This is a genomic window from Variovorax sp. J22P240, from assembly GCF_030316855.1.
Classification (GTDB): Bacteria; Pseudomonadota; Gammaproteobacteria; order Burkholderiales; family Burkholderiaceae_C; genus Variovorax.
In genome coordinates this window covers 144,601-167,386 of record NZ_JASZYR010000010.1, presented here as the reverse complement: position 1 = coordinate 167,386, position 22,786 = coordinate 144,601, and the positions used below count along the sequence as shown (strand labels likewise).

Annotated in this window: 22 protein-coding genes; 18 read left to right on the top strand and 4 right to left on the bottom strand. The window is 66.8% G+C overall.

The genetic code is table 11. From position 1 onward, the window contains the following. Positions 1-5: 5 nt before the first annotated feature. Positions 6-377 carry a DUF2784 domain-containing protein gene (locus QTI24_RS22205; protein WP_286603448.1) on the bottom strand — a complete coding sequence of 124 codons (372 nt, stop codon included), beginning with the start codon at positions 375-377 and terminating at the stop codon, positions 6-8. A 116-nt stretch (positions 378-493) separates the two neighbouring features. Between QTI24_RS22205 and alaS the strand changes: the two genes are divergently transcribed. Further along, positions 494-3,127, top strand: coding sequence for an alanine--tRNA ligase (alaS, locus tag QTI24_RS22200; RefSeq protein WP_286603446.1), 2,634 nt, complete (start codon positions 494-496; stop codon positions 3,125-3,127). Further along, a complete protein-coding gene (locus QTI24_RS22195) occupies positions 3,127-4,143 on the top strand; it encodes a 2-dehydropantoate 2-reductase (protein ID WP_286603445.1) in 1,017 nt (338 codons plus the stop codon). Before alaS ends, QTI24_RS22195 begins: the two co-directional genes overlap by 1 nt. A gap of 12 nt (positions 4,144-4,155) precedes the next feature. Here the strand turns inward: QTI24_RS22195 and QTI24_RS22190 are convergent, their stop codons facing one another. The 3 genes from QTI24_RS22190 to QTI24_RS22180 all read right to left on the bottom strand — a co-directional run bounded on the left by QTI24_RS22190 (position 4,156) and on the right by QTI24_RS22180 (position 6,729). Then, positions 4,156-4,908, bottom strand: a complete 753-nt coding sequence (locus QTI24_RS22190) for a transporter substrate-binding domain-containing protein (RefSeq protein ID WP_286603444.1) — start codon at positions 4,906-4,908, stop codon at positions 4,156-4,158. A gap of 17 nt (positions 4,909-4,925) precedes the next feature. Beyond that, positions 4,926-6,233 (bottom strand): MFS transporter, encoded by a 1,308-nt coding sequence (locus QTI24_RS22185; RefSeq protein WP_286603443.1) that lies wholly within the window; start codon positions 6,231-6,233, stop codon positions 4,926-4,928. A gap of 136 nt (positions 6,234-6,369) precedes the next feature. After that, positions 6,370-6,729, bottom strand: a complete 360-nt coding sequence (locus tag QTI24_RS22180; protein WP_286603442.1) for a hypothetical protein — start codon at positions 6,727-6,729, stop codon at positions 6,370-6,372. Positions 6,730-6,925: 196 nt separating this feature from the next. On the opposite strand from QTI24_RS22180, the gene QTI24_RS22175 reads away from it, so the two are divergent. The 16 genes from QTI24_RS22175 to QTI24_RS22100 all read left to right on the top strand — a co-directional run bounded on the left by QTI24_RS22175 (position 6,926) and on the right by QTI24_RS22100 (position 22,786). Continuing rightward, positions 6,926-7,906, top strand: a complete 981-nt coding sequence (locus QTI24_RS22175; protein ID WP_286603495.1) for a Bug family tripartite tricarboxylate transporter substrate binding protein — start codon at positions 6,926-6,928, stop codon at positions 7,904-7,906. A gap of 4 nt (positions 7,907-7,910) precedes the next feature. Next, entirely contained in the window at positions 7,911-8,726 is an 816-nt protein-coding gene (locus QTI24_RS22170; protein ID WP_286603441.1) for an SDR family oxidoreductase, read from the top strand. A gap of 25 nt (positions 8,727-8,751) precedes the next feature. Beyond that, positions 8,752-9,297 carry a cupin domain-containing protein gene (locus tag QTI24_RS22165; RefSeq protein WP_286603440.1) on the top strand — a complete coding sequence of 182 codons (546 nt, stop codon included), beginning with the start codon at positions 8,752-8,754 and terminating at the stop codon, positions 9,295-9,297. Positions 9,298-9,305: 8 nt separating this feature from the next. Continuing rightward, the gene (locus tag QTI24_RS22160; RefSeq protein ID WP_286603439.1) at positions 9,306-10,178 is read left to right on the top strand and encodes an alpha/beta fold hydrolase; all 873 of its coding nucleotides are present in this window, start codon (positions 9,306-9,308) and stop codon (positions 10,176-10,178) included. Between the two features lie 32 nt (positions 10,179-10,210). After that, positions 10,211-11,050, top strand: a complete 840-nt coding sequence (locus tag QTI24_RS22155) for an IclR family transcriptional regulator (protein ID WP_286603438.1) — start codon at positions 10,211-10,213, stop codon at positions 11,048-11,050. A gap of 20 nt (positions 11,051-11,070) precedes the next feature. Beyond that, the gene (locus QTI24_RS22150; RefSeq protein ID WP_286603435.1) at positions 11,071-11,910 is read left to right on the top strand and encodes an SDR family oxidoreductase; all 840 of its coding nucleotides are present in this window, start codon (positions 11,071-11,073) and stop codon (positions 11,908-11,910) included. Then, complete coding sequence (locus tag QTI24_RS22145) at positions 11,903-13,600, top strand: thiamine pyrophosphate-binding protein (RefSeq protein WP_286603433.1); 1,698 nt, start codon at positions 11,903-11,905, stop codon at positions 13,598-13,600. The genes QTI24_RS22150 and QTI24_RS22145 overlap by 8 nt, the downstream gene beginning before the upstream one ends. Positions 13,601-13,614: 14 nt before the next feature. Then, complete coding sequence (locus tag QTI24_RS22140) at positions 13,615-14,424, top strand: aspartate dehydrogenase (protein WP_286603432.1); 810 nt, start codon at positions 13,615-13,617, stop codon at positions 14,422-14,424. Between the two features lie 13 nt (positions 14,425-14,437). Further along, positions 14,438-15,916, top strand: coding sequence for an aldehyde dehydrogenase (locus QTI24_RS22135; protein ID WP_286603430.1), 1,479 nt, complete (start codon positions 14,438-14,440; stop codon positions 15,914-15,916). A 106-nt stretch (positions 15,917-16,022) separates the two neighbouring features. After that, positions 16,023-16,994, top strand: coding sequence for a VOC family protein (locus QTI24_RS22130; RefSeq protein WP_286603429.1), 972 nt, complete (start codon positions 16,023-16,025; stop codon positions 16,992-16,994). 10 nt (positions 16,995-17,004) lie between these two features. Continuing rightward, positions 17,005-18,000, top strand: coding sequence for a Bug family tripartite tricarboxylate transporter substrate binding protein (locus tag QTI24_RS22125; protein WP_286603427.1), 996 nt, complete (start codon positions 17,005-17,007; stop codon positions 17,998-18,000). A gap of 24 nt (positions 18,001-18,024) precedes the next feature. After that, the gene (locus tag QTI24_RS22120; protein WP_286603426.1) at positions 18,025-19,173 is read left to right on the top strand and encodes an FAD-dependent monooxygenase; all 1,149 of its coding nucleotides are present in this window, start codon (positions 18,025-18,027) and stop codon (positions 19,171-19,173) included. 47 nt (positions 19,174-19,220) lie between these two features. Then, positions 19,221-19,439, top strand: a complete 219-nt coding sequence (locus tag QTI24_RS22115; protein ID WP_286603424.1) for a recombinase-like helix-turn-helix domain-containing protein — start codon at positions 19,221-19,223, stop codon at positions 19,437-19,439. Between the two features lie 41 nt (positions 19,440-19,480). After that, positions 19,481-20,506: a Rieske 2Fe-2S domain-containing protein gene (locus tag QTI24_RS22110; RefSeq protein ID WP_286603423.1), complete on the top strand. Its 1,026-nt coding sequence runs from the start codon at positions 19,481-19,483 to the stop codon at positions 20,504-20,506. Between the two features lie 179 nt (positions 20,507-20,685). Then, positions 20,686-21,654 (top strand): PDR/VanB family oxidoreductase, encoded by a 969-nt coding sequence (locus QTI24_RS22105; protein WP_286603422.1) that lies wholly within the window; start codon positions 20,686-20,688, stop codon positions 21,652-21,654. Positions 21,655-21,679: 25 nt separating this feature from the next. Then, positions 21,680-22,786, top strand: coding sequence for a porin (locus tag QTI24_RS22100; RefSeq protein WP_286603421.1), 1,107 nt, complete (start codon positions 21,680-21,682; stop codon positions 22,784-22,786).

Genomic DNA, 22,786 nt, shown 5'->3' with positions numbered 1-22,786 from the left:
CGGCTTCAGCTTCGTTTCCGCCGCCGTTTGCGAATCAGCAGTGCATACGCGCCCAGGTTCAGGACGGCGACAAAGGTGCCCGATGCGATCTGCGCGCCGCGGGTGAGGCCCTCGGGATAGATCACGCCCAGCAGGTAGTGATCGATGAATCCGCCGCTGTAGCCGGCCTGGCCGGCCGCGCGCCGCAACTCGTTCTCGAGGGGCGTGAGCGGGCATTCCCATCCGAACCAGGCCACCCAGGCCGCCCACGCGACCGCCGGCAGGTGCAGCCAGGCCAGCCGAGGCCAGCGCCAGACCAGGACGCCACCGGCCAGGGCGAACAGGATGAAGAGGCCGTGTAGCACCAGGATGGCATCGGCCAGGACTCGGTTGCTCATGTCCGGGATTCTTCCCCAAACCTATAATGGAATGTTCACGCAGATCAAGCAGTTAGGTGGGTTCGATGCAGGGGCTGCCCGCAACCGGCCGCCTTCGCCACAAGCCAAAACCCAAGATGAGCCAGCCCACCTTCAGCGTCGCCGACATCCGCAAGTCGTTCCTCGATTTCTTCGCGACCAAGGGCCACACCGTCGTGCCCTCGAGTTCGCTGGTTCCCGGCAACGATCCGACCTTGATGTTCACCAACTCCGGCATGGTGCAGTTCAAGGACGTGTTCCTCGGCACCGACAAGCGCCCCTATGTGCGCGCGGCTTCCGTCCAGGCCTGCCTGCGCGCCGGCGGCAAGCACAACGATCTCGAGAACGTCGGCTACACCGCACGTCACCACACCTTCTTCGAGATGCTGGGCAACTGGAGCTTCGGCGACTACTTCAAGCGCGAGTCGCTCAAGTGGGCCTTCGAACTGCTGACCCAGGTCTACAAGCTGCCGGCCGAGAAGCTCTGGGCCACCGTCTACATCGAAGACGACGAGGCCTACGACATCTGGACGAAGGAAATCGGACTGCCACCGGAGCGTGTCGTGCGCATCGGCGACAACAAGGGCGGCCGCTACATGTCCGACAACTTCTGGATGATGGCCGACACCGGCCCTTGCGGACCCTGCAGCGAGATCTTCTACGACCACGGCCCCGAGATCGCCGGCGGCCCGCCCGGCAGCCCCGATGAAGACGGCGACCGCTACATCGAAATCTGGAACAACGTGTTCATGCAGTTCGACATGCAGCCCGACGGCAGCGTCAAGCCGCTGCCCGCGCCCTGCGTCGACACCGGCATGGGCCTGGAGCGCCTGGCCGCCATCCTGCAGCACGTGCACAGCAACTACGAAATCGATCTGTTCGACGCGCTCGTCAAGGCCGCATCGCGCGAGACCGGCGAGAAGGACCTCGGCAACAAGAGCCTGCGCGTGATCGCCGACCACATCCGCGCCACGGCCTTCCTGGTGGCCGACGGTGTGATCCCCTCGAACGAAGGCCGCGGCTATGTTCAGCGCCGCATCGTGCGCCGCGCCATTCGTCACGGCTACAAGCTCGGCCAGAAGAAACCCTTCTTCCACAAGCTCGTGCCTGACCTCGTGGCGCTGATGGGCGACGCCTATCCCAAGCTCAGAGCCGACGAGAAGCGCATTACCGATACCCTGAAGGCCGAGGAAGAGCGCTTCTTCGAGACCCTGGCCAACGGCATGGAAATCCTCGATGCGGCGCTCGCGGACGGCGCCAAGGTGCTGCCGGGTGAAGTCGCCTTCAAGCTGCACGACACCTACGGCTTCCCGCTCGACCTTTCGGCCGACGTTTGCCGTGAGCGCGGCGTCGCCGTCGATGAAGCCAGCTTCAGGGCCGCCATGGAAAAGCAGAAGGCCGCAGGCCGCGCCGCCGGCAAGTTCAAGATGGAACGCGCCGTCGAGTACACGGGCGAGGGCAATGCCTTCACCGGCTATGAGCATCTCGAAGAGAAGGCCAAGGTCGTTGCGCTGTATTTCGAAGGCGCCCCCGTGCAGCAGCTGGCCGAAGGCCAGCCTGGCATCGTCGTGCTCGACACCACGCCCTTCTATGCCGAAAGCGGCGGTCAGGTCGGCGACCAGGGCATGCTCGCCGCCGAAGGCGTGCAGTTCGGCGTCGAGGACACGCAGAAGATCAAGGCCGACGTGTTCGGCCACCACGGCACGCAGACGCAGGGCACGTTGAAGGTCGGCGACGCCGTCACGGCCCGTGTCGACACCGCGCGCCGCGCCTCGACCATGCGCAACCACAGCGTCACGCACCTGATGCACAAGGCCTTGCGCGAAGTGCTGGGCGAGCACGTGCAGCAGAAGGGCTCGCTGGTCGATGCCGACAAGACGCGCTTCGACTTCGCGCACAACGCGCCCGTCACGGCCGAGCAGATCCTGGAGATCGAGCGGCGCGTCAATGCCGAGATCCTCGCCAACGAAGCCACTCAGGCCCGGCTGATGGACATGGAATCGGCGCAGAAGACCGGCGCCGTGATGCTCTTCGGCGAGAAGTACGGCGAAACGGTGCGCGTGCTCGACATCGGCAGCAGCCGCGAACTCTGCGGCGGCACGCACGTTTCGCGCACCGGCGACATCGGGCTCTTCAAGATCGTGAGCGAAGGCGGCGTGGCCGCAGGCGTTCGTCGCATCGAGGCCGTGACTGGGGCCAATGCCTTGACCTACCTGCAGGAACTCGAAGCCACGGTCAACAGTGTCGCCGCCACGCTCAAGACGCCGGCCTCGGAACTGCACGCGCGTCTCACGCAGGTGCTCGACCAAGTGCGCACGCTGGAGCGCGAGGTCGGCTCGCTCAAGGGCAAGCTCGCGTCCTCCAAGGGCGACGAACTGCTGGCGCAGGCCGTCGACGTCGGTGGCATCAAGGTGCTTGCGGCCAAGCTCGACGGCGCGGACGCCAAGACCCTGCGCGACACCATGGACAAGCTCAAGGACAAGCTCAAGACCGCAGCCATCGTGCTCGCTGCCGTCGACGGCGGCAAGGTGCAGATCGCGGCCGGCGTCACTTTCGACACCATGGGCAAGGTGAAGGCGGGCGAACTCGTCAACTTCGTGGCCCAGCAGGTCGGCGGCAAGGGCGGTGGCAAGGCCGACATGGCGATGGCCGGCGGCACCGATGCGGCAGGCGTTCCGGCCGCGCTGAAGTCGGTGCAGGGCTGGGTCGCGGAACGCCTTCAATCGAACTGATGAGCGACGAACTGGCCGCCGATGTCCTCGTGATGGGGGCAGGCACCATCGGGTGCTTCATCGGCGGCAGTCTGGCTGCGGCGGGTGTTCGCGTCGCGCTGGTGGGGCGTCCTCGCGTGCTGGGGGACGTTGCTGCGCACGGGCTGACGCTCACCGATCTCGACGGCACGCGCCATCAGGTTCTGCCGGACGTGCTGCGGCTGTCGAATGAAGTACCGGCCGGCGTGCGGCCTGCGCTGGTACTGCTGACCGTCAAGAGCGGCGCGACCGAGGAAGCGGCAGCGGAACTGGGTGCGGTGCTGCCTGCCGGCACGCCGGTGCTGTCGCTGCAGAACGGCATCTCGAATGCCGCCGTTGCATCGCAAGCCGCGCCGAAGCTGAACATCCTTCCTGCGATGGTCCCTTACAACGTCGCGGAGATCGGCGCCGGTGCCTTCCATCGCGGCACGGTCGGCCGGTTGGCCGCGAAGGACGACCCTGCGCTGCGGCGGTGGGTTGCGGTGTTCGATCGCGCGGGCGTGCCCATCGATCTGCATCCCGATCTCTTGCCGATCCAGTGGGGCAAGCTGCTGCTCAATCTCAACAACCCGGTCAACGCGCTGTCCGGGCTGCCCTTGCGCGACGAGTTGCTTCAGCGTGGCTATCGCCGCTGCCTCGCCGCGCTGATGGACGAGGCGCTCGCCGCGCTCGACAAGGCCGGCATCGCGCCGGCTCAACTCGCGGCCGTGCCGGCGCGTCGCCTGCCCGCGATCCTGCGGTTGCCGACGCCGCTGTTCCGGCTGGTCGCGGCGCGCATGCTGCGCATCGATGCCAAGGCGCGTTCCAGCATGGCCGACGATCTGGCGCTCGGCCGGCGCACCGAGATCGATGCACTGTGCGGTGAAGTGGTGCGGCTGGCCGAAGCGAACGGCATGCGAGCGCCGCTCAACGCGAAGATGGTTGAACTGCTGGAGGGCTGGCCCGAGCGCAAGACGCGCTGGACGCCGGCGCAGTTGTTGGCGGAAATGCGTCTATAGATCGCGAAGGCGCTACGCGGGATCGCGTCCCGCTGGCGCCACGCTGGCACCCTGGATGCGATGCCGGGCCAGTGCATCGGCCACGAAGCCGCTCGCTTTCATCTCCTCGACGAACGCGTTGAGCGCCGCGCCGGCTTCGCCGCCGCGGGAGGAGGGCGTGCCCATTGCCTGCTGGATCACCATGAAACGGCCCGGGAGCAGGCGCAGCCCTGGCGCCTTTTCGGCCTCGGCTTCGAGCACCTGTCGGATGCCTGCTGCCACGTTCACCTGGCCCGCGTGGAGGCTTTCCATCACCCCCTTGGCGCCTTGCACGCGAACGATCTGCGCCTGCTTGATTTCGCGAGTGAGGAAGAGGTCGTAGGCGCTGCCGGCGCCGACGGCGATCCGCTGTGCATCGCTGTCGACCTCTTCATTGCGCGTGAGCGGCGAGGCGGCGGGCACGAGGTAGCTGCCTTCGATCAGCACATAGGGCGCGGTGAACTGCATGCCTTCGCTGCGCAGCGGATCGATCGCGAAGAAGCCGATGTCGGCCCGCTCGTTGCGGACCGCATCGACGGACGCGGCGGCCTTCTCGAACACTACGAGTTCGATGGCAACGCCGAGTCGCCGCGCGAACTCGCGCGCGAGATCGATCGACACGCCGACCGGCTCTCCGGTGGCGGCATCCCTGTTCGCGAGGATCGGGTTGCCGAGATTGATGGAGGCGCGCAGCGCGCCGGTGGGCGTGAAGGCCGAAACCACGGCCGCGGGGAGGGTGGTGCTCATCCCCCGATTCTGCCGCGCTACGCAACGGCCGCGCGCCGTCCCTTGCGATAGAGCGCCAGCGTCGCGCCCAATCCGCACACCGCGGCGAAGCTGAGCCAGTAAGCGGGCGCCGCCCTGTCCCCGGTCGTCTCGATCAGCCAGGTCGAGATGGCGGGCGTGAAGCCGCCAAAGACCGCTGTCGCCAGGCTGTAGGCCAGCGAAAAGCCCACCACTCGGACTTCCACCGGCATCACCTCCGTGAGGGCCACGACCATCGCACCGTTGTACATGCCGAACAGGAACGAGAACCACAGCAGCACGTCGAGCATGCGGCCGAAACTGGGCGCCGCAGCGAGCCAGTGCATCGCGGGGTAGGCGGTGAAGATGGCCAGGATCGTGACCGCCAGCAGCAAGGGCTTTCGCCCGATGTGGTCCGACAGCGCACCGCCGATGGGAAGCCAAATGAAATTGGTGACGGCGACCAGCAGGGTGACGATCAGGCTGTCCTTCGCGCTCAGGTGCAGCACGGTCTTGCCGAAGGTGGGCGTGTAGACGGTGATCAGGTAGAAGGTGGTCGTGGTCATCGCGACCAGCATCATTCCGGCCAGCACGACCCTCCAGTTTCGCACCATGGACTGGAACACTTCGCGTGTGCTCGGATGGTGCTTGCGCGCCTGGAAGGCCTCGGTCTCCTGCAGCGAGCGGCGCAGGACGAAGATGCACGGGATGATCATGCAGCCCACGAAGAACGGCATCCGCCAACCCCATCCGGCCAGCGCGGCAGGAGCCATCATTTCGTTGAGCGCGAAGCCCAGCGCGGCGGCCAGCACGATCGCCACCTGCTGGCTCGCCGATTGCCACGCCGTGTAGAAGCCCTTGTGGCCGGGCGTCGCCATCTCCGACAGATAGACCGAGACGCCACCCAGTTCGGCGCCGGCCGAGAAGCCCTGCAGCAGGCGGCCGAGCAGCACCAGCACGGGCGCGATCGCGCCAATCGTCGCGTAGCCGGGCACGAAGGCGATGAGCACGGTGCCACTGGCCATGATGCCCAGCGTGACGATCAAACCCTTGCGCCGTCCCACTTCGTCGATGTAGGCGCCGAGGATGATCGCGCCGAGAGGGCGCATCAGGAATCCCGCGCCGAACACCGCAAAGGTCAGCATCAGCGAGGCGAAGTCGCTGCTCGCGGGGAAGAAGGCCTTGGAGATGTAGGTCGCGTAGAAGCCGAACAGGAAGAAGTCGAACTGCTCGAGGAAGTTGCCGCTGGTCACGCGCAGCACGGCGCCGAGCTTGGAGGTGCTGCGAGGCGGCGCGGCGTGGCCGGGGGCCAGTGTGGCGGTGCTCATGGGTGTCTCCTGAGGGGTGGACGCGCCGGTGTCGGTGCGGTCCATTCATCGTAGGGAGGCAACCTGTCGAACAGCCGTCATCTCGCTCGGGGTATGTCCTGCCCCCGGGAGTCAGGCGCTGCTCAGGCGGTGAGGGCTAGCGCTCGCGCCACGCGCCCTGTTCGCGCAGGGTCGTCTTGCTGCCCTTCGTGACGATCAGCCAGCCGTCCTGCCCGACGAAGTAGCTGGTGTTGCCATCGTAGAACTGCCAGCCCATTGGATTGCAGGGAGCATTGCCGGGCGGGCACGGCCGCTGCCCGGGCTTGCCCACCATGTTGAGTTGGCTGCCCGTGCGCTTGTGCGTGTCGGCGTAGGCGAACTGCTCGCAGTCCGTCACCCGCTCGCCGCACAGGGGCGTGATCTCCACCGTGTAGGTGCGCGTGTCGAGCGTGGCAGCGTGCAGCAGAGGGACGGCCATCGCTGCGGCGAAGGCGAGGGCGGGCGCGAGGTGGTTCATGCGCCCATCGTCGCCAGGTAAGCGGACGTAAAAGATAGGGTTTATACCTATCTTTCTGAAGGGTTTCCGCATTATTCTCGCTTCATCGTTCCATTGATAAACCGCTGTTTAATTAGTGAAACAAACCGAAGCGAACAGACCAGAGCTCCAGTGCGGTCTGTCAGCGTTCACCACTCCACGGATCGCAATGACCATGATGAAGCAGACACGTCGCCAGGCCCTGGCTCTCGCTCTCTCGATCGCAGCCGCAAGTGCAGCCGCTCCAGTCTGGGCCCAGGGCTTTCCGAGCAAGCCCGTCACATTGGTTGTGGCCTACCCGGCCGGCGGCGACACCGACGCGCTTGCGCGCCTCTTTGCCGAAAAGCTGTCCACGCGCATCGGCCAGCCGGTGGTGGTCGACAACCGGCCGGGCGCCAGCGGCGTCATCGGCAGCAGCTTTGTGGCCAAGGCGCCTGCGGACGGCTACACGTTGCTCCTGGCGCCCAGCACGTTCTCCATTGCGCAACTCGTCCTGAAGACCAACGGCTCGTCGAGCTACGACGTGCTCAACGGCTTCACGCCCATCATCCAGACGGGCACCCTGCCGCTGGCCCTGGTGGCCAGCACCGCCTCCGGTATCAAGAGCTTCAAGGACCTGCCGGCTGCCGCCAAGGCCCAGCCCCTTTCTTATGCCAGCCCCGGCAGCGGCTCGCCGATGCACATCCTCGGCGAGATGGTCAACAAGTCGGCCGGTCTGAACATTCGCCACGTGCCGTATCGCGGCGTGGCGCCGGCCGTCAACGACGTGCTCGGCGGCCATGTGCCCTTGACCTACATCACGCTGGGCCCGGTCGCGCCTTACCTCCCGAACGGCAAGATGGTCGTGCTCGCGGTGGCGGACCATCAGCGTTCGCCGCTCGCGCCCAACGTGCCGACCTTTCAGGAACTGGGCTACAAGGACATCGAAGTCACCGCCTGGCACGGCCTGTTCGGGCCCAAGGGCATGCCTGCCGACGTCGTGAAGACGCTGAACGGCCACTTCAACGAGATCCTCAAGATGCCGGACGTCGCCTCCAGGATGGCCGTCCTTGGCGCGCTGCCGCTGGGTGGCACCCCCGAGACGCTGGCCAAGACCAATGCCGCTGATTTCGAGCGCTTCGGGCGGATCATCAAGGAACTGGGCATCCAGGCGGACTGATCTCATGACCCAAGTGAATACCACCGCCGATCCCGCCACCCTGCAAGCGCTGCTCGACGAACTGCCTTCGAACCTGCTGGCAGGCCGCCGCGTGCTGGTGACCGGCGCCGCGCGCGGTCTCGGGCTCGCCTTTGCCAAGTGCATCGCGAAGGCCGGCGCCAGCGTGGTGCTTGCCGACATCCTCACCGACCTCGCGCAGGTCGAGGCGCAGGCCTTGCGCGAGGATGGCTTCACGGCGCATGCGCTCACTGTCGACCTGAGCGATCCGGCCTCGATCGCCGAGGGCGCTGCCGACGCGGTCAAGCTGCTCGGCGGACTGGACGGCCTGGTCAACAACGCGGCTATCACCAACTCGGGCGGTCGCGACGCCCACGCACTCGAGATCGACATGTGGGACCGCGTGATGGACGTCAACGTGCGCGGCACCTGGCTCATGAGCCGCGCCTGCCAACCCGCACTGGCAGAGAGCGGTCGCGGCGCGATCGTCAACCTCGCGTCCGACACCGCTCTGTGGGGCGCTCCGAACCTGCTGGCCTACGCATCGAGCAAGGGTGCCGTCATCTCGATGACGCGTTCGCTGTCGCGCGAGTGGGGCGGCGACGGCATCACGGTCAACGCCGTGGCGCCCGGCCTCACGCTCGTGGAGGCGACTGAATACGTGCCCATGGCGCGGCACCAGAAGTACCTGGAAGGCCGGTCCCTCCCGCGCGAACAGCAGGCGGTCGACGTCTGCGGCGCAGTCCTGTTCGCCTTGTCCGGCCTGTCGCGTTTCATGACCGGCCAGCTGCTCGCCGTCAATGGCGGCTTTGTGATGCATTGATTTTTCTCGACCAAGGAGTTTCCCGATGAGCGATTTGTCCGAACAACAGAACATCGACGGCACTGCCCCGACCTGGGAGCGTCCCGAAGGCGCCAGCCTCGAAGCGTGGATGAACACCCGCATCGCGCGCTATTCGACCCGCAAGTACGACTGGGACGCGCTGAAGTTCCAGGCCGACTTCGACCCCAAGTTCCGCCGCGCCCAGATGCGCTATGTCGGCACCGGCGGCACCGGCGTCGCGAAGGACGTCAACACCGTGCCGGCCGAGAACTTCACCTTCTCAACGATGGTGATCCCCGCCGGCCACGAAGGCCCGCCGCACCTGCACACGGACGTGGAGGAAGTGTTCTTCCTGATCCGCGGCAAGCTCAAGGTCGTCCTCGAGAAGGACGGCGAGCGCTTCGAAACCATCATGACCGACCGCGACCTGATCTCGGTGCCGCCCGGCGTGTACCGCGAAGAAATCAACATCGGCGATGAAGACGCGCTGATGTGCGTGATGCTCGGTGCGAAGAAGCCGGTCACGCCGACGTACCCGGCCGATCACCCCCTCGCAAAAATCAAGCGCTGAGCCCTGACATGAGCGACACCGCCGTGATCGATGCCCTGTCTCCGCCGCCTTCCGAGCTGAACCGGCTCGATGCGCGCTTTCCGGCGCGTCGCGTGCCGGTGGGCGACGGCGCGGTGGTGTCCGTGCGCGAATGCGGCACAGGCCCGGCGCTGGTGTGCCTGCATGGCATCGGCTCCGGCGCGGCATCGTGGCTGGACACGGCATCGCTGCTCGCGCCACGTGCGCGGCTGATTGCGTGGGACGCGCCGGGCTATGGCGAGTCCACGCCCGTCGCGCCCGCAGTGCCGACCGCGGCCGACTACGCCGCGCGCCTGCACGGCCTGCTCGATGCACTGGAGATCGAATCCTGCGTGCTGGTCGGGCATTCGCTCGGGGCGCTCACCGCCGCTTCGGCGGCGCGTGCGGGCTCGGCGCTCGCTGCGCGCATCCGGCGGCTCGTGCTGATCAGCCCCGCGGCAGGTTATGGCACACCCGGTCGCGCCGACGCCCGTGAGCGCGTCCATGGGGAACGCATGGGCACACTGGCCCAGTTCGGCATCGTCGGCATGGCCGCGAAGCGCTCGGGGCGCCTGCTGTCCGACAACGCGAGCGAACTGGCACGCCAATGGGTGCGCTGGAACATGTCTCGCCTCAACGATGCCGGCTACCGCCAGGCCGTCGAACTGCTGTGCGGCGGCGACCTGCTGGCCGACCTGCCGCCTGCGATGCCCGTGCGCGTGGCCTGCGGCGCCCTCGACGTGGTCACGTCCCCGGCCGGCTGTGCCGAGGTCGCGCAGAAGTGCGGCGTATCGCTCGAACTGATCGAAGGCGCAGGCCACGCGAGCTATGTGGAGCAGCCTGCCGCCGTCGCCGCGATCCTGCGCGATGCGCTGTCTGCCTGAACACACGTCCAGAACTACTCAATCGGAGACCTATGAACACGACCGGCAATGATGCGATGGAGGAGGGGACGGACCGCTACAACGTCCCTGCACTCGAACGAGGGCTGCGCGTTCTCTGCGAATTCAGCCGCGAGAACCGCTCGCTCTCCGCGCCGGAACTCGCGCGCCGCTTCGACCTGCCGCGCTCGACGGTATTCCGTCTGCTGACGACGCTCGAGAACATGGGCTTCCTCGAGAAGGCCGAAGGCGGCCGCGACTATCGCCTTGGCTTGGCGGTGCTGCGCCTCGGCTTCGAATACCTGGCCTCGCTGGAACTCACCCAGCTCGGCACACCGCTGCTGCAGCGCCTGTGCGAAGAGCTGCGCACGCCCTGCAACCTGGTGGTGCGCGATGGCCGCTCGATCGTCTACGTCGCGAAGGTCGCGCCGCCGACGCCCTTTGCCAGCTCGGTCACCGTGGGCACCCGCCTGCCCGCGCATGCCACGGTCCTCGGTCGCATCCTGCTCGAAGACTTGACGCTGACGCAGCTGCGTGCGCTCTACCCCGAAGACAAGCTCGAAACCTTTTCACCGAGCACGCCCAAGACGGTCAACGAACTGTTCGACATGGTCCAGGCCGACCGCACGCGTGGCTATGTGTTGGGCGAAGGCTTCTTCGAATCGAACATCTCCACCATCGCCGCACCCGTGCGCGATCACAGCGGACACATCGTGGCCGCACTGGGCGCCACCATCACGTCCGGCCACATCGACGAAGCCCGCATGGAGGAAATGGTGCAGCGCGTGCGCGACACCGCCGATGCCATCTCGGGCCTCCTGAACTATTCGCCCTCGGCGAAGGTCGTTCCGCTGCGAAGCGGTCAACGCGCCTGAGCCCCGCGGGCATCATGAACATGACGACGCCGACCCTTTCTCCTTCCTTCTTCGCCGCCGATGCGCTGGCTGGCCGCGTGGCCGTCGTGACCGGCGGCTCTTCCGGCATCGGGCTTGCAACGGTCGAGGCGCTGCTGGACTGCGGCGCCGCCGTGGCACTGTGCGGCCGCAATGCGGAGCGGCTCGATCGCGCCGTGGCCGCTCTGCGCGTAGACCGCCCTCAGGCCAAGCTCTTCGCGCGGACCTGCGACGTGCTCGACGCGGCCTCGGTGCAAAGCTTCGCCGCCGAGAGCGAGGCCGCGCTGGGCCCGGCCTCGATGCTGATCAACAACGCGGGGCAGGGGCGCGTCTCCACTTTCGCCAACACAGAAGACGCTGCCTGGACCGAAGAACTGAACCTGAAATTCTTCTCGGTCATCAACCCAACGCGCGCCTTCCTGCCGCAGCTCGCGGCGCAGCGCGTCGTGCTCGGCGATGCTTCCATCGTCTGCGCCAATTCGCTGCTCGCGCGCCAGCCCGAACCGCACATGGTCGCGACCTCGGCTGCACGGGCCGGCCTGCTCAACCTGGTGCGCTCGATGGCCACCGAGTTCGCCCAGCAGGGGGTGCGCGTCAACGGCATCCTGATCGGCCTGGTCGAGTCGGGCCAGTGGCGCCGCCGCTTCGAGGCTCGCGAGCAGACCGAGCTCGACTGGGCCGCATGGAGCAGCCAGCTCGCGCAGAGCAAACACATTCCGCTGGGTCGCCTGGGACTTCCGATCGAAGCCGCTCGCGCGATTCTCTTTCTCGCTTCGCCCCTCGCTTCCTACACGACGGGTGCCCACATCGATATCTCCGGAGGCCATTCCCGCCATGCATAACCCCAACAACACCGTGACCGTCGGCGCAGTCGTCGCGGCCTTCCTCGAACAATGCGGCGTCAAGGCTGCGTTCGGCGTCATCTCGATCCACAACATGCCGATCCTCGATGCGTTCGCGCAGCGCGGCGCCATCCGCTTCATCTCGGCGCGGGGCGAGGCTGGCGCGGGCAACATGGCGGACGCCTATGCACGTTCCACCGCGAGCCTGGGCGTGTGCGTGACCAGCACCGGCCCGGCCGCGGGCAACATCGCCGGCAGCATGGTCGAGGCGCTGACCGCCGGCGCGCCGCTGCTGCACATCACGGGCCAGATCGAGACCCCCTACATCGACAAGGGCATGTCGTACATCCACGAGGCACCGGACCAACTCACGATGCTCAAGGCCATCTCCAAGGCCGCGTTCCGTGTGCGCAGCGTCGAGAACGTGCTCGGCACGCTCAAGCGCGCGGTGCAGGTGGCGATGACCGCGCCCACCGGCCCCGTGAGCGTCGAGATCCCGATCGACATCCAGTCGGCGCTCGTCACGATGCCGGCCGACCTCTCACCGCTGCCCATCGAGCGTGCCGTGCCCTCGAAGGCCGGCCTCGATGCGCTGGCCGCAGACTTGGCCAAGGCCAAACGCCCTCTGCTGTGGGTCGGCGGCGGCGCGCGCCATGCCCGCGCGGCCATCCAGCGGCTGCAGAAGCTCGGCTTCGGCGTGGTCACAACCACGCAAGGCCGCGGCACGGTGCCTGAGGACGACGCCGGCTCTCTCGGCGCCTACAACATCCAGAAGCCCGTCGAGAACTTCTATCAAACCTGCGACGCCATGCTCGTGGTCGGCTCGCGCCTGCGCGGCAATGAGACGCTCAAGTACGAACTGAAGCTCCCGCGCCCGCTGTACCGCATCGATGCCGACGCCGCTGCCGAAGGCCGCTGCTACGCCACCGAAGCCTTCGTCTGCGGTGACTCCGCCCTGGCCCTCGAAGGTCTGGCCGATCGCCTCGAAGCCGCGAAGTACAAGGCCGATCCGAAGCTGCTGGTCGACCTGCGCGCTGCGCACGACCAGGCCGTTGCGACGCTGCGAGACGGCCTCGGCCCCTACGCCGAGCTCGTTCGCCAGATCCAGTCCGTGGCAGGCCGCAACTTCAACTGGGTGCGCGACGTGACTGTTTCCAACAGCACTTGGGGCAACCGCGAACTGCGCATCTTCGAACCCAGCGCCGGCGTGCATGCCACGGGCGGCGGCATCGGCCAGGGCATGCCCATGGCCATCGGTGCGGCCATCGGCGCCGCGGTGACGGGCTCGAGCCGCAAGACCTTCTGCCTGGCCGGCGACGGCGGCTTCATCCTGAACCTGGGCGAACTGGCCTGCATGGTGCAGGAGAAGGCCCCCATGGTGATCGTGCTGATGAACGACAAGAGCTACGGCGTCATCAAGAACATCCAGGACGTGCAGTACGGCGGCCGTCGCTGCTACGCCGAACTGCACACGCCCGACTACGACCTGCTGTGCAAGTCGATCGCGCTGCCGCACGCCCGCGTGCAGAGCCTGGACGACCTGCCGGCGCGCCTGGACCAGGCGCTGTCCACCGACGGTCCCTTCCTGCTCGAGATCGACATGCTGTCGATCGGCGGCTTCAAGAGCACCTTTGCAGGCCCGCCGACCAACACGATCACGCAGATCCCTGCGCTCGGCACGGCCAAGTGAGCGGAGCGCCTCGCATGTCCTCCACCACGCGCATTGCGCTCATCGGCTGCGGTGCCATCGGCACCTCGGTGCTGGAACTGCTGCAGGGCGACGCCGCCCTGGAGATCAAGGCCATCGTCGTGCCGGCCGATGCGCTGGCTTCGGCACAGGCCACGGCGAAGCGGCTCGCACCGCGCGCGCAGGTCGTGTCCTCCGTTCCGGCCGATGGCATCGACCTCGTCGTCGAAGCCGCAGGCCATGCGGCCATCGAGGCGCACGTGCTCCCGGCGCTGGAACGCGGTACGCCCTGCATCGTGGCCTCCGTGGGCGCGCTCTCGGCCGAGGGCTTCGCTGAAAGGCTCGAAGCGGCCGCCGTCACAGGCGGCACGCAGGTGCAACTGATCGCCGGCGCCATCGGCGCCATCGACGCGCTGGCGGCCGCCCGCGTCGGCGGGCTCGACACTGTGCGCTACACCGGTCGCAAGCCGCCGCACGCGTGGAAGGGAACGCCGGCGGAAGAGGGCCGCGACCTGGGCGCGCTGACGGTCGAGACCGTGATTTTCGAAGGCAGCGCCCGCGAGGCCGCCATGCTTTATCCGAAGAACGCCAACGTGGCGGCCACCGTGTCGCTGGCCGGGCTGGGTCTGGACCGCACTTTCGTGCGCCTGATCGCCGATCCGGCCGTCACCGAGAACATCCATACGGTCGAGGCCGAAGGTGCCTTTGGCGACTTCGAACTGACCATGCGCAACAAGCCGCTGGCGGCCAATCCCAAGACGTCCGCGCTCACGGTCTATAGCGCCGTGCGTGCGCTGCGCAACCGCGTGGCAGCCCTCGCGATCTGAAACGAGACACTCCATGATTTCCTCTGAACTGCTCCCCCTCAACATCGCCGGCGAATGGCGCCTGGGCGGCGGCGACGTCTACGAAAGCCTCTATCCGGCCACCGGCGAGCCGATCGCACGCCTGCGGGCCGCGACCCTGGCCGATGTGGACGAGGCCATCACGCGCGCGCACCACGCCTTCCTGACCAGCGGCTGGGCGCAGAAGCTCCCGCACGAGCGCGCGGCAGTCCTGCATCGCGTGGCGCACCTGATTCGCGAACAGAGCGAAGCGCTGGCCCAGAAGCAGCGCCTGGACAACGGCAAGCCGATCAACGAGACGCGAAGCCTGGTGGCGAGCGCCGCCGGCACTTTCCAGTTCTTCGCCGCCGCGCTGGAGACGCTGGAAGAGACCATCACGCCGTCGCGCGGCCCCTTCGTCACGATGAGCGTGCACGAGCCCATGGGCGTCGTCGCCGCCATCACGCCGTGGAACTCGCCGATCGCGAGCGAAGCGCAGAAACTGGCACCCGCGCTCGCGGCCGGCAACGCGGTGGTCGTCAAGCCCGCCGAAGTCACGCCGCTGATGGCGCTCGAACTCGCGCGCATCTGCGAAGAAGCCGGCGTGCCGAAGGGCATCGTCAGCGTGCTGCCGGGCAAGGGCTCGGTCATCGGCGATGCGATCACCAAGCATCCGCTGGTCAAGCGCGTGTCCTTCACCGGCGGCACGACCACCGGCAAGCACATCGCCCACATCGCGGCCGACAAGATGATGCCGGTGTCGTTGGAACTCGGCGGTAAGTCGCCAACGATGGTGCTCGAAGACGCGGACCTCGACCATGCCATCAATGGCGTGCTCTACGGCATCTTCAGCTCGTCGGGCGAATCGTGCATTGCGGGTTCGCGACTGTTCGTCGCGCGTTCGATCTACGACGAGTTCCTGACGCGACTCGCCGAAGGCGCCAACGCCCTGCGCGTGGGCGACCCGGCTTCCGAAAGCACGCAGATGGGGCCGCTGATCACGGCGCGCCACCGCGAGGGCATCGAGCGCTATGTGGAGCTCGGCGTGCACGAAGGCGGCCGCATCCGCACGGGCGGCGTGCGTCCGCACGGCAATGGCATGGACAAGGGCTACTTCTACACGCCGACCATCCTCGAAGGCCTCACCAACAGCGCACGCATCAGCCAGGAAGAAATCTTCGGGCCGGTGCTGGTCGCGATGCCTTTCGACAACGAGGAAGAGCTGATCGCGCAAGCCAACGACAGCATCTACGCACTTGCCGCCGGCGTGTGGAGCCGCGACTTCAAGCGCGCCTGGCGCCTGGGCCGCGCGGTGCAAGCCGGCACGGTCTGGGTCAACACCTACAAGCAGTTCTCGGTCTCGACCCCGTTCGGCGGATGGCGCGACAGCGGCCTGGGCCGCGAAAAGGGCCGCGAAGGCATCTTCCAGTACATGGAGCAGAAGAGCATGTACTGGGGCACAAATGAACAACCCTTGCCCTGGGCAAATGCATGAACACCCCCAGGCTTGCCCACTTCGTGTGGCCGCCCACCCCCTGCAGGGGGCAATACCAGCGGCCCGGCGAAGCCGGTTCCGCGGTATTTCTTGAATGGAGATCGATATGAGCGTTTTGGGAATCGACCAGATCACCTACGGGGCGGATGACCTCCCCGCCTGCCGTGGATTCTTCCAGGACTGGGGCCTCACCCTGAAGTCCGAGGCGGCTGACGAACTCGTCTTCGAGTGCCTCAATGGCTGCAGGGTCGTCGTCGCGGCGTTGGAGAAGCCCGGCCTGCCGCCAGCGATGGAAGAGGGGCCCACGCTGCGCGAAGTGGTGTGGGGCGTCGAGAGCGACGCGGACCTCGACCGCTATGCCGCTGCCATTGCGAAGGATCCAAGCTTCGTCGACGGCATCGTCGACGGCGCGCGCCGCATCGGCTGTATCGACCCGAACGGCCTGGCGGTGCGCCTTCAGGTCAGCCGCAAGCACGCAGTCGAGATCGACTGCGGCGCGATGAATACGTGGAACGCCAAGCCCCGCGTCAACCAGCCCGCGCCGATCTACGAGCGCGCGACGCCCATCGAGGTGGGCCACGTGGTCTTTTTCGTGAGCGACGTGCAGGCGACCAGCGCGTTCTACAGCGATCGCTTCGGCTTCGTGTCGTCGGACAGCTACCCCAATCGCGGCGCCTTCATGCGCTGCGCTCCGAGCGGAGGCCACCACGACCTGTTCCTGCTGCAGATCCCTTCGGGCAAGCGCGGGCTCAACCATGTGGCTTTCACGGTGCGCGACATCCACGAAGTGTTCGGGGGTGGTCTGCACTTCTCGCGCAAGGGCTGGGAAACGCAGCTCGGCCCGGGCCGGCATCCGGTGTCGTCGGCGTACTTCTGGTACTTCAAGAACCCGGCCGGCGGTCTGATCGAGTACTACGCCGACGAAGACCAGCTCACGGCCGACTGGCAGCCGCGCGAGTTCGAACCCGGCCCGACGGTGTTTGCGGAATGGGCGGTCGACGGCGGGCTCGACGGCAACACGCGTCGCCAGAAAAATGTCGAAGGCCCGCAGGGCAAGTTCCTGACAGAGAAAAAGTAAGCACATCACCATGCAACGACACACCTCCATGTTCCGCATCCTCGGCACGGCGCTGGTTGCCTTCGCGGCCGTCACAGCAGCTCACGCACAGACCGACGTGCACAAGCAGCTGTCGAGCGAGCGCTTCACCATCATTTCGCCGTTCCCGCCGGGCGGTCCGGTCGACACGCTGGCACGCATTCTGTCGGACGGCCTCGCCAAGCGCTACAGCCAAGCGGCCGTGGTGGAGAACATGGCGGGTGCCGCCGGCAACATCGGCATCGACAAGGTCAAGCGCGCCAAGGGCGACGGCCACACATTGCTGGTGGTGCCTGCCGGCAACCTCACGATCAACCCGACCCTGATGCCGAACTTCCCGTTCAACATCGAGAAGGACTTCGTGCCGGTCACGATGCTCGCGAAGGCGCCCAACGTGCTGGTCGCTTCGCCCGGCTCCGGCATCAAGACCGCGAAGGATCTGGTCGCACAGGCCAAGGCCAAGCCGAACACCTTGTCGTACGCATCGCCTGGCGTCGGCAGCGGCCTGCACCTCGCCGGCGAGTTATTCAAGCAACAGGCCGGTGTCGATCTGCTGCATGTTCCGTACAAGGGCACGGGCCCCGCGCTCAACGACGTCCTCGGCGGCGTGGTGCCGCTGATGTTCAGCAACCTGCCTGCGACGCTGCCCTTCATCAAGAGCGGCAAGCTGGTCGCGCTCGGCGTGACCGAAGCCAAGCGCAGCCCGGTCGCACCCGAGATCCCGACGCTGGCGGAGCAGGGCATCCAGGGCGTGAACGTGACCTCGTGGTATGGATTGCTCGCACCCGCCGGCACGCCGCCGGCCGTCGCCGAGCAGTTGGCCAAGGACGCCGCGGAGATTCTGGACCAGCCCGACGTGCGTGAACGCCTGCAGGCGCAGGGCATGACGGCCGCCACGATGAAGCCGGCCGAGTTCGCCACCGCGATGCGTGACGAAACGGCGGTTTGGGCCAAGATCATCAAGGCCCGGAACATCGTTGCCGAATAACTCGAAGACCCAAGGAGACACTTCATGAAGACAAATGAATCCACCATCGGCATCGTCGGCGCCGGCATCGGCGGGCTGGTCGCCGGCATCGCACTCCAGCGCGCAGGGCACGACGTGGTCGTGTTCGAACAGGCGAAGCAGTTCGCAAGAGTTGGTGCCGACATCAACCTGACGCCCAATGCGGTGCGCGCACTCGACGGCCTCGGCGTTGGCGAAGCGGCCCGCGTGACAGCCGCACGCCCCACGCACCGCATCAGCCGCACTTACGACACCGGCGAGGAAACCTCGCGCCTCGAAATGGCCGACTCGGCCGAAGAGCGCTACGGCGCGCCTCAGCTGACCATCCACCGCGCCGACCTGCTGGCGGCTCTCGCGGACATGTTCCCGGCCGAGCGCGTCGCGCTGGGCAAGCGCGCCAAGACCATCGCCGCGGACAAGGATGGCGTGAGCCTGGACTTCGAGGACGGCACCAGCGCGCGCGTCGGCGTGTTGATCGGCGCGGACGGCATCCACTCGGCGGTGCGCACCGCGATGTTCGGCGCCGAGAGCCCGCGCTTCACCGGCATCGTCGCGTATCGCGCCGTGGTGCCGGCGGAACGTGTCGCCAGCGTGCCCAACCTCGGTGCCTTCACCAAGTGGTGGGGCCCCAACCCGCAAAGCCAGATCGTGACTTTCCCGCTCAACCGCGGCAAGGACATCTTCATCTTCGCCACCACGCCGCAGGACACCTGGCATCTCGAATCGTGGACCGCGCCCGGCAGCGTCGACGAGCTGCGCGAGCAGTACGTCGACTACCACCCCGAGGCGCGCGCCTTGCTCGACGCTTGCGACACCGTGCTCAAGACCGCGCTGTACGAGCGCGATCCGATGCCGGCATGGGCCGAAGGCCGCATGGCGCTGCTGGGCGACGCGGCGCACCCGATGCTGCCCTTCATGGCACAGGGCGCCGGCATGGCGATCGAAGACGCCGTCGTGTTGGCCCGTCACCTCGAAGGTGTCTCGATGAGCGATGCCGCCAGGGGGCTGCAGCGCTACGAGAAGGCCCGCATCGAACGCGCGAGCCAGGTTCAACTGGGTTCCCGCGGCAACAACTGGCTGCGCGAAGGCGGCAATGCCGACTGGGTCTATGGCTACGACGCCTGGGCCGTTCCCGTCGCTGCCCAAGCCGCCTGAACCAACAGCAATTCCGCACAACCCACTTCTTCTCGATGGAGCGAACCATGACCGACCGTTATCTCGATCCCCACCAGGCGCGCCAGCGCACCCCCACCACCTACGAAGACCTGCTCGGCGATGCCATCGAGCGCGCCTTCGCGGCCGGCATCCACGATCTGCCCGGCCTGGTCGAGCAACTCAACCAGAGCGGCCTCGCCAGCCCCAGCGGCAAGAGCTGGACCGAGGCCATCTATCGCGAAGAAATGGCCGCCCTCGGCGCCTGAGTCTTCGATCGCCCCATTTCTCCCATTCAAGAGGAACCGCCATGACCACCACTCACGATGACCCGGTCGATCAACTGCTCGAAATCGGCCTGAAGGATCTCTGGTATCCGATCTGCCCGACGAGCTTCATCAAGGAATCGCCCGTCTCCCTGCGCCGCCTCGGCCGCAAGTTCGCCTTCTGGCGCGACCATGCCGGCAAGCTGCATGCGCTCGAAGACCGCTGCCCACACCGCGGCGCGCCGCTGTCGCAGGGCGTGATCCTCGGCGACCGCCTGTCCTGCCCGTACCACGGCGTCGAAGTGCGCTGCGACGGCGTCGTCACCCGCGTGCCCGGCAGCCCCGGCTGCAAGCTCGAAGGCTCGCAGGCCACGCGCTTCTATCACGTGGAAGAACGCGCCGGCGCCGTGTGGCTCTACAACTCCAAGGAGTCGGTCGAGACGCCGCCGCCGCTGGTGCTCCCCGAGCAACTGACCGACGACGCGCAGTACTCCAGCTTCCTCTGCTATGCGGAATGGAAGGGCGACTACCGCTACGTGCTGGACAACGTGATGGACCCCATGCACGGCACTTTCCTGCACAAGCAGTCGCACTCGATGGCCGAGGGCGACTCCACGGCCAAGTTCGGCATCCGCGCGACGGACACCGGCTTCGTGTTCGAGAAGGAAGGCCAGCGCAACGTGAACTTCGACTGGACGGAATGGGCCGACACCGGCATCCACTGGATGCGTCTGGAGATCCCGTACCCGAAGACCGGCGGCCCCGGCGGCAACTTCGGCATCGTCGGCAGCTACACGCCGATCTCGCCGACGCTCTCGTGCGCTTTCCACTGGCGCGTGCGCCGGCTGCCCGTGGGCTGGGAGCGTGACACCTGGCGCTTCCTCTACAAGAATCGTCTCGAGGCGCGCCACTGGCATGTGCTCGAACAGGACCGCGTGCTGATCGAGAACATGGAGCCCGATGCCAACCAGCACGAGCAGCTCTACCAGCACGACCTGGGCATCGTGCGCCTGCGCCGCCACCTTCGCGGCCTGGCGCAACAGCAACTGGATACCCGTTCGGTTTCCTGATCCCCTGAACTGCGTTTCCTTGCAACGACCCAGCCCTCGCCAATGCGCAGCGCTCTCCTCCAGAGATACCGCCGAACCGGCTTCGCCGGGCCGCTGGTATCGCCCCCGGTCGGGGGTGGGAGGCTACACGCAGTGAGCCGATCTGGGGGCGAGCAATTACATCCTTCGAGGTTCCTGCCATGTCATCCCCCACGCTGAACGCCCTGGTGCACACGATGCGCTACGAGGCCGACGGCATCGTCAGCGTCGAGTTCCGACCGGCCACGCCGGAAGTGGATTTCCCCGCCTTCGAAGCCGGCTCCCACATCGACCTGCACCTGCCCAACGGACTGGTGCGCAGCTATTCCCTGTGCAACCCGTCGACCGATCGCCAGCGCTACGTGGTCGGTGTGCTGAACGACCGCAAGAGCCGCGGCGGATCGCGTTATGTGCACCAGCAGTTGCGCGTGGGCATGACGCTCCCGATTTCGGTGCCGCGCAACAACTTCAAGCTGGAGGAGGGTGCGGAACGCTCCGTGCTCGTGGCCGGCGGCATCGGCGTGACGCCCATCTGGTGCATGCTGCAGCGCCTGATCTCGCTCGGCAAGCCAGTGGAACTGCTCTACTGCGCACGCGCCCGCAAGGAGGCCGCATTCGTCGAAGCCATCACCGCGCTGGCCGCGGAAAAGTCGGTGCAACTCACCTGGCACTTCGACGAAGAGAAGGGCGGCCCGCCCAATCTCGCGGAGCTGCTGGCCGGCAAGGGCGCCGACAGCCACTACTACTGCTGCGGCCCCACGCCGATGCTCGACGGCTTCGAGAAGACGTGCGAGCAGCTCGGCTACCCGCATGCGCACATCGAACGCTTCGCAGCGGTTCATGTCGAGGCGCCGAGCGCCACGCAGAGCTACATGGTCGAGTGCGCGAAGAGTGGCAAGACCGTCGAAGTGCCACCGGGCAAGTCGATCCTCGACAGCCTGATCGACGCCGGTCTCAACCCCGACCACAGCTGCAAGGAAGGCGTCTGTGGCGCTTGTGAAACCAAGGTGCTCGACGGCGAGATCGACCACCACGACGGCATCCTGACCAAGCTGGAACGTGCGTCGAACAAGACCATGATGATTTGCGTATCGGGGTGCAAACGCGGCCCGCTCGTGCTCGACATTTAACTCTCCCCCCGAAAGAAAAAAACCAATGAAGAAGACTCTCGTGGCCGCGGCCGCATGCGCGGCCGCGTCGATTGCCTGCGCCCAATCGAGCGTGACCTTGTTCGGCGTGCTGGACGCCGCAGTCGCCTATACAACCGGATCGGGGCCGATCTCGTCGAGCAAATGGCAATTGACCAACAGTTCCAACACTTTCAGCCGCCTCGGCTTTCGCGGCACGGAAGATCTGGGCGGCGGATATGCCGCGGGGTTCTGGCTCGAAGCCGGCCTGCAGAACGACGCCGGGACCGGCTACCTCACGAACACCAACAACCAGATCAGCGGCACCACCGGCGGCGGCGGCCTGACGTGGTCACGCCGCTCGACGGTCAGCCTGTCGGGTCCCTTCGGCGAAGTGCGCCTCGGCCGCGATTACACCCCCACGTTCTGGAACACGGCGCTCTTCGATCCCTTCGGCACCGGCGGCGGCATCGGTGCGAACCACGTGTACTTCGCGAGCCAGAGCGGCCTCGCCGCACCGACGGGCACGCGCGCGTCGAACAGTGTCGGGTACTTCCTGCCTCCTTCGCTGGGCGGCGTCTATGGCCAGTTGATGGTTGCCACGGGCGAGAACGATTCGAGGGCCGTCCTCCCGGGCCCGATTCCCCTTTCGACCCAGGACGACGGCAACTACGCGGGTGCACGCGTGGGCTATCTCAATGGTCCCTTCAACGTGGCGATCGCCACCGGCAAGACCACCTATGCCACCGGTGACCTCCGCATGACGAACTTCGGCATCTCCTACGTCGTCGAATCCCTGATGAACCTGAAACTCATGGCCGAGTACTACGACGAGTCGCTGGGCTCGATCGATGGCGAGGGCGCGCTGCTGGGCCTGAACCTGCCGGTCGGTCCTGGCGAGATCAAGCTGTCGTACGCACGCTATGAGCGCGATGCCCTCGTCGGCCTGCAGAAGCCGACGTCGTCGAAGGTGGCGCTGGGCTATGTCCACAACCTGTCGAAGCGCAGCGCCATGTACGTCACGGTCGCGCGCATCTCGAACAGCAACGGCGCGGCGCAATCGCTGGGCGGTGTTCTCACGTCGCCGAACAGCGCGTCCACGGGAACCGAGTTCGGATTTCGCACCGCCTTCTAG

Excerpts from the sequence above, each read along its gene's own strand:
- QTI24_RS22195 (WP_286603445.1), top strand. The coding sequence starts at position 3,127 with ATGAGCGACGAACTGGCCGCCGATGTCCTCGTGATGGGGGCAGGCACC.
- QTI24_RS22165 (WP_286603440.1), top strand. The coding sequence starts at position 8,752 with ATGAGCGATTTGTCCGAACAACAGAACATCGACGGCACTGCCCCGACC.
- QTI24_RS22150 (WP_286603435.1), top strand. The coding sequence starts at position 11,071 with ATGACGACGCCGACCCTTTCTCCTTCCTTCTTCGCCGCCGATGCGCTG.
- QTI24_RS22175 (WP_286603495.1), top strand. The coding sequence starts at position 6,926 with ATGAAGCAGACACGTCGCCAGGCCCTGGCTCTCGCTCTCTCGATCGCA.
- QTI24_RS22110 (WP_286603423.1), top strand. The coding sequence starts at position 19,481 with ATGACCACCACTCACGATGACCCGGTCGATCAACTGCTCGAAATCGGC.
- QTI24_RS22140 (WP_286603432.1), top strand. The coding sequence starts at position 13,615 with ATGTCCTCCACCACGCGCATTGCGCTCATCGGCTGCGGTGCCATCGGC.
- QTI24_RS22120 (WP_286603426.1), top strand. The coding sequence starts at position 18,025 with ATGAAGACAAATGAATCCACCATCGGCATCGTCGGCGCCGGCATCGGC.
- alaS (WP_286603446.1), top strand. The coding sequence starts at position 494 with ATGAGCCAGCCCACCTTCAGCGTCGCCGACATCCGCAAGTCGTTCCTC.
- QTI24_RS22155 (WP_286603438.1), top strand. The coding sequence starts at position 10,211 with ATGAACACGACCGGCAATGATGCGATGGAGGAGGGGACGGACCGCTAC.
- QTI24_RS22130 (WP_286603429.1), top strand. The coding sequence starts at position 16,023 with ATGAGCGTTTTGGGAATCGACCAGATCACCTACGGGGCGGATGACCTC.
- QTI24_RS22160 (WP_286603439.1), top strand. The coding sequence starts at position 9,306 with ATGAGCGACACCGCCGTGATCGATGCCCTGTCTCCGCCGCCTTCCGAG.
- QTI24_RS22170 (WP_286603441.1), top strand. The coding sequence starts at position 7,911 with ATGACCCAAGTGAATACCACCGCCGATCCCGCCACCCTGCAAGCGCTG.
- QTI24_RS22135 (WP_286603430.1), top strand. The coding sequence starts at position 14,438 with ATGATTTCCTCTGAACTGCTCCCCCTCAACATCGCCGGCGAATGGCGC.
- QTI24_RS22105 (WP_286603422.1), top strand. The coding sequence starts at position 20,686 with ATGTCATCCCCCACGCTGAACGCCCTGGTGCACACGATGCGCTACGAG.
- QTI24_RS22185 (WP_286603443.1), bottom strand. The coding sequence starts at position 6,233 with ATGAGCACCGCCACACTGGCCCCCGGCCACGCCGCGCCGCCTCGCAGC.
- QTI24_RS22100 (WP_286603421.1), top strand. The coding sequence starts at position 21,680 with ATGAAGAAGACTCTCGTGGCCGCGGCCGCATGCGCGGCCGCGTCGATT.
- QTI24_RS22205 (WP_286603448.1), bottom strand. The coding sequence starts at position 377 with ATGAGCAACCGAGTCCTGGCCGATGCCATCCTGGTGCTACACGGCCTC.
- QTI24_RS22190 (WP_286603444.1), bottom strand. The coding sequence starts at position 4,908 with ATGAGCACCACCCTCCCCGCGGCCGTGGTTTCGGCCTTCACGCCCACC.
- QTI24_RS22115 (WP_286603424.1), top strand. The coding sequence starts at position 19,221 with ATGACCGACCGTTATCTCGATCCCCACCAGGCGCGCCAGCGCACCCCC.
- QTI24_RS22145 (WP_286603433.1), top strand. The coding sequence starts at position 11,903 with ATGCATAACCCCAACAACACCGTGACCGTCGGCGCAGTCGTCGCGGCC.
- QTI24_RS22125 (WP_286603427.1), top strand. The coding sequence starts at position 17,005 with ATGCAACGACACACCTCCATGTTCCGCATCCTCGGCACGGCGCTGGTT.
- QTI24_RS22180 (WP_286603442.1), bottom strand. The coding sequence starts at position 6,729 with ATGAACCACCTCGCGCCCGCCCTCGCCTTCGCCGCAGCGATGGCCGTC.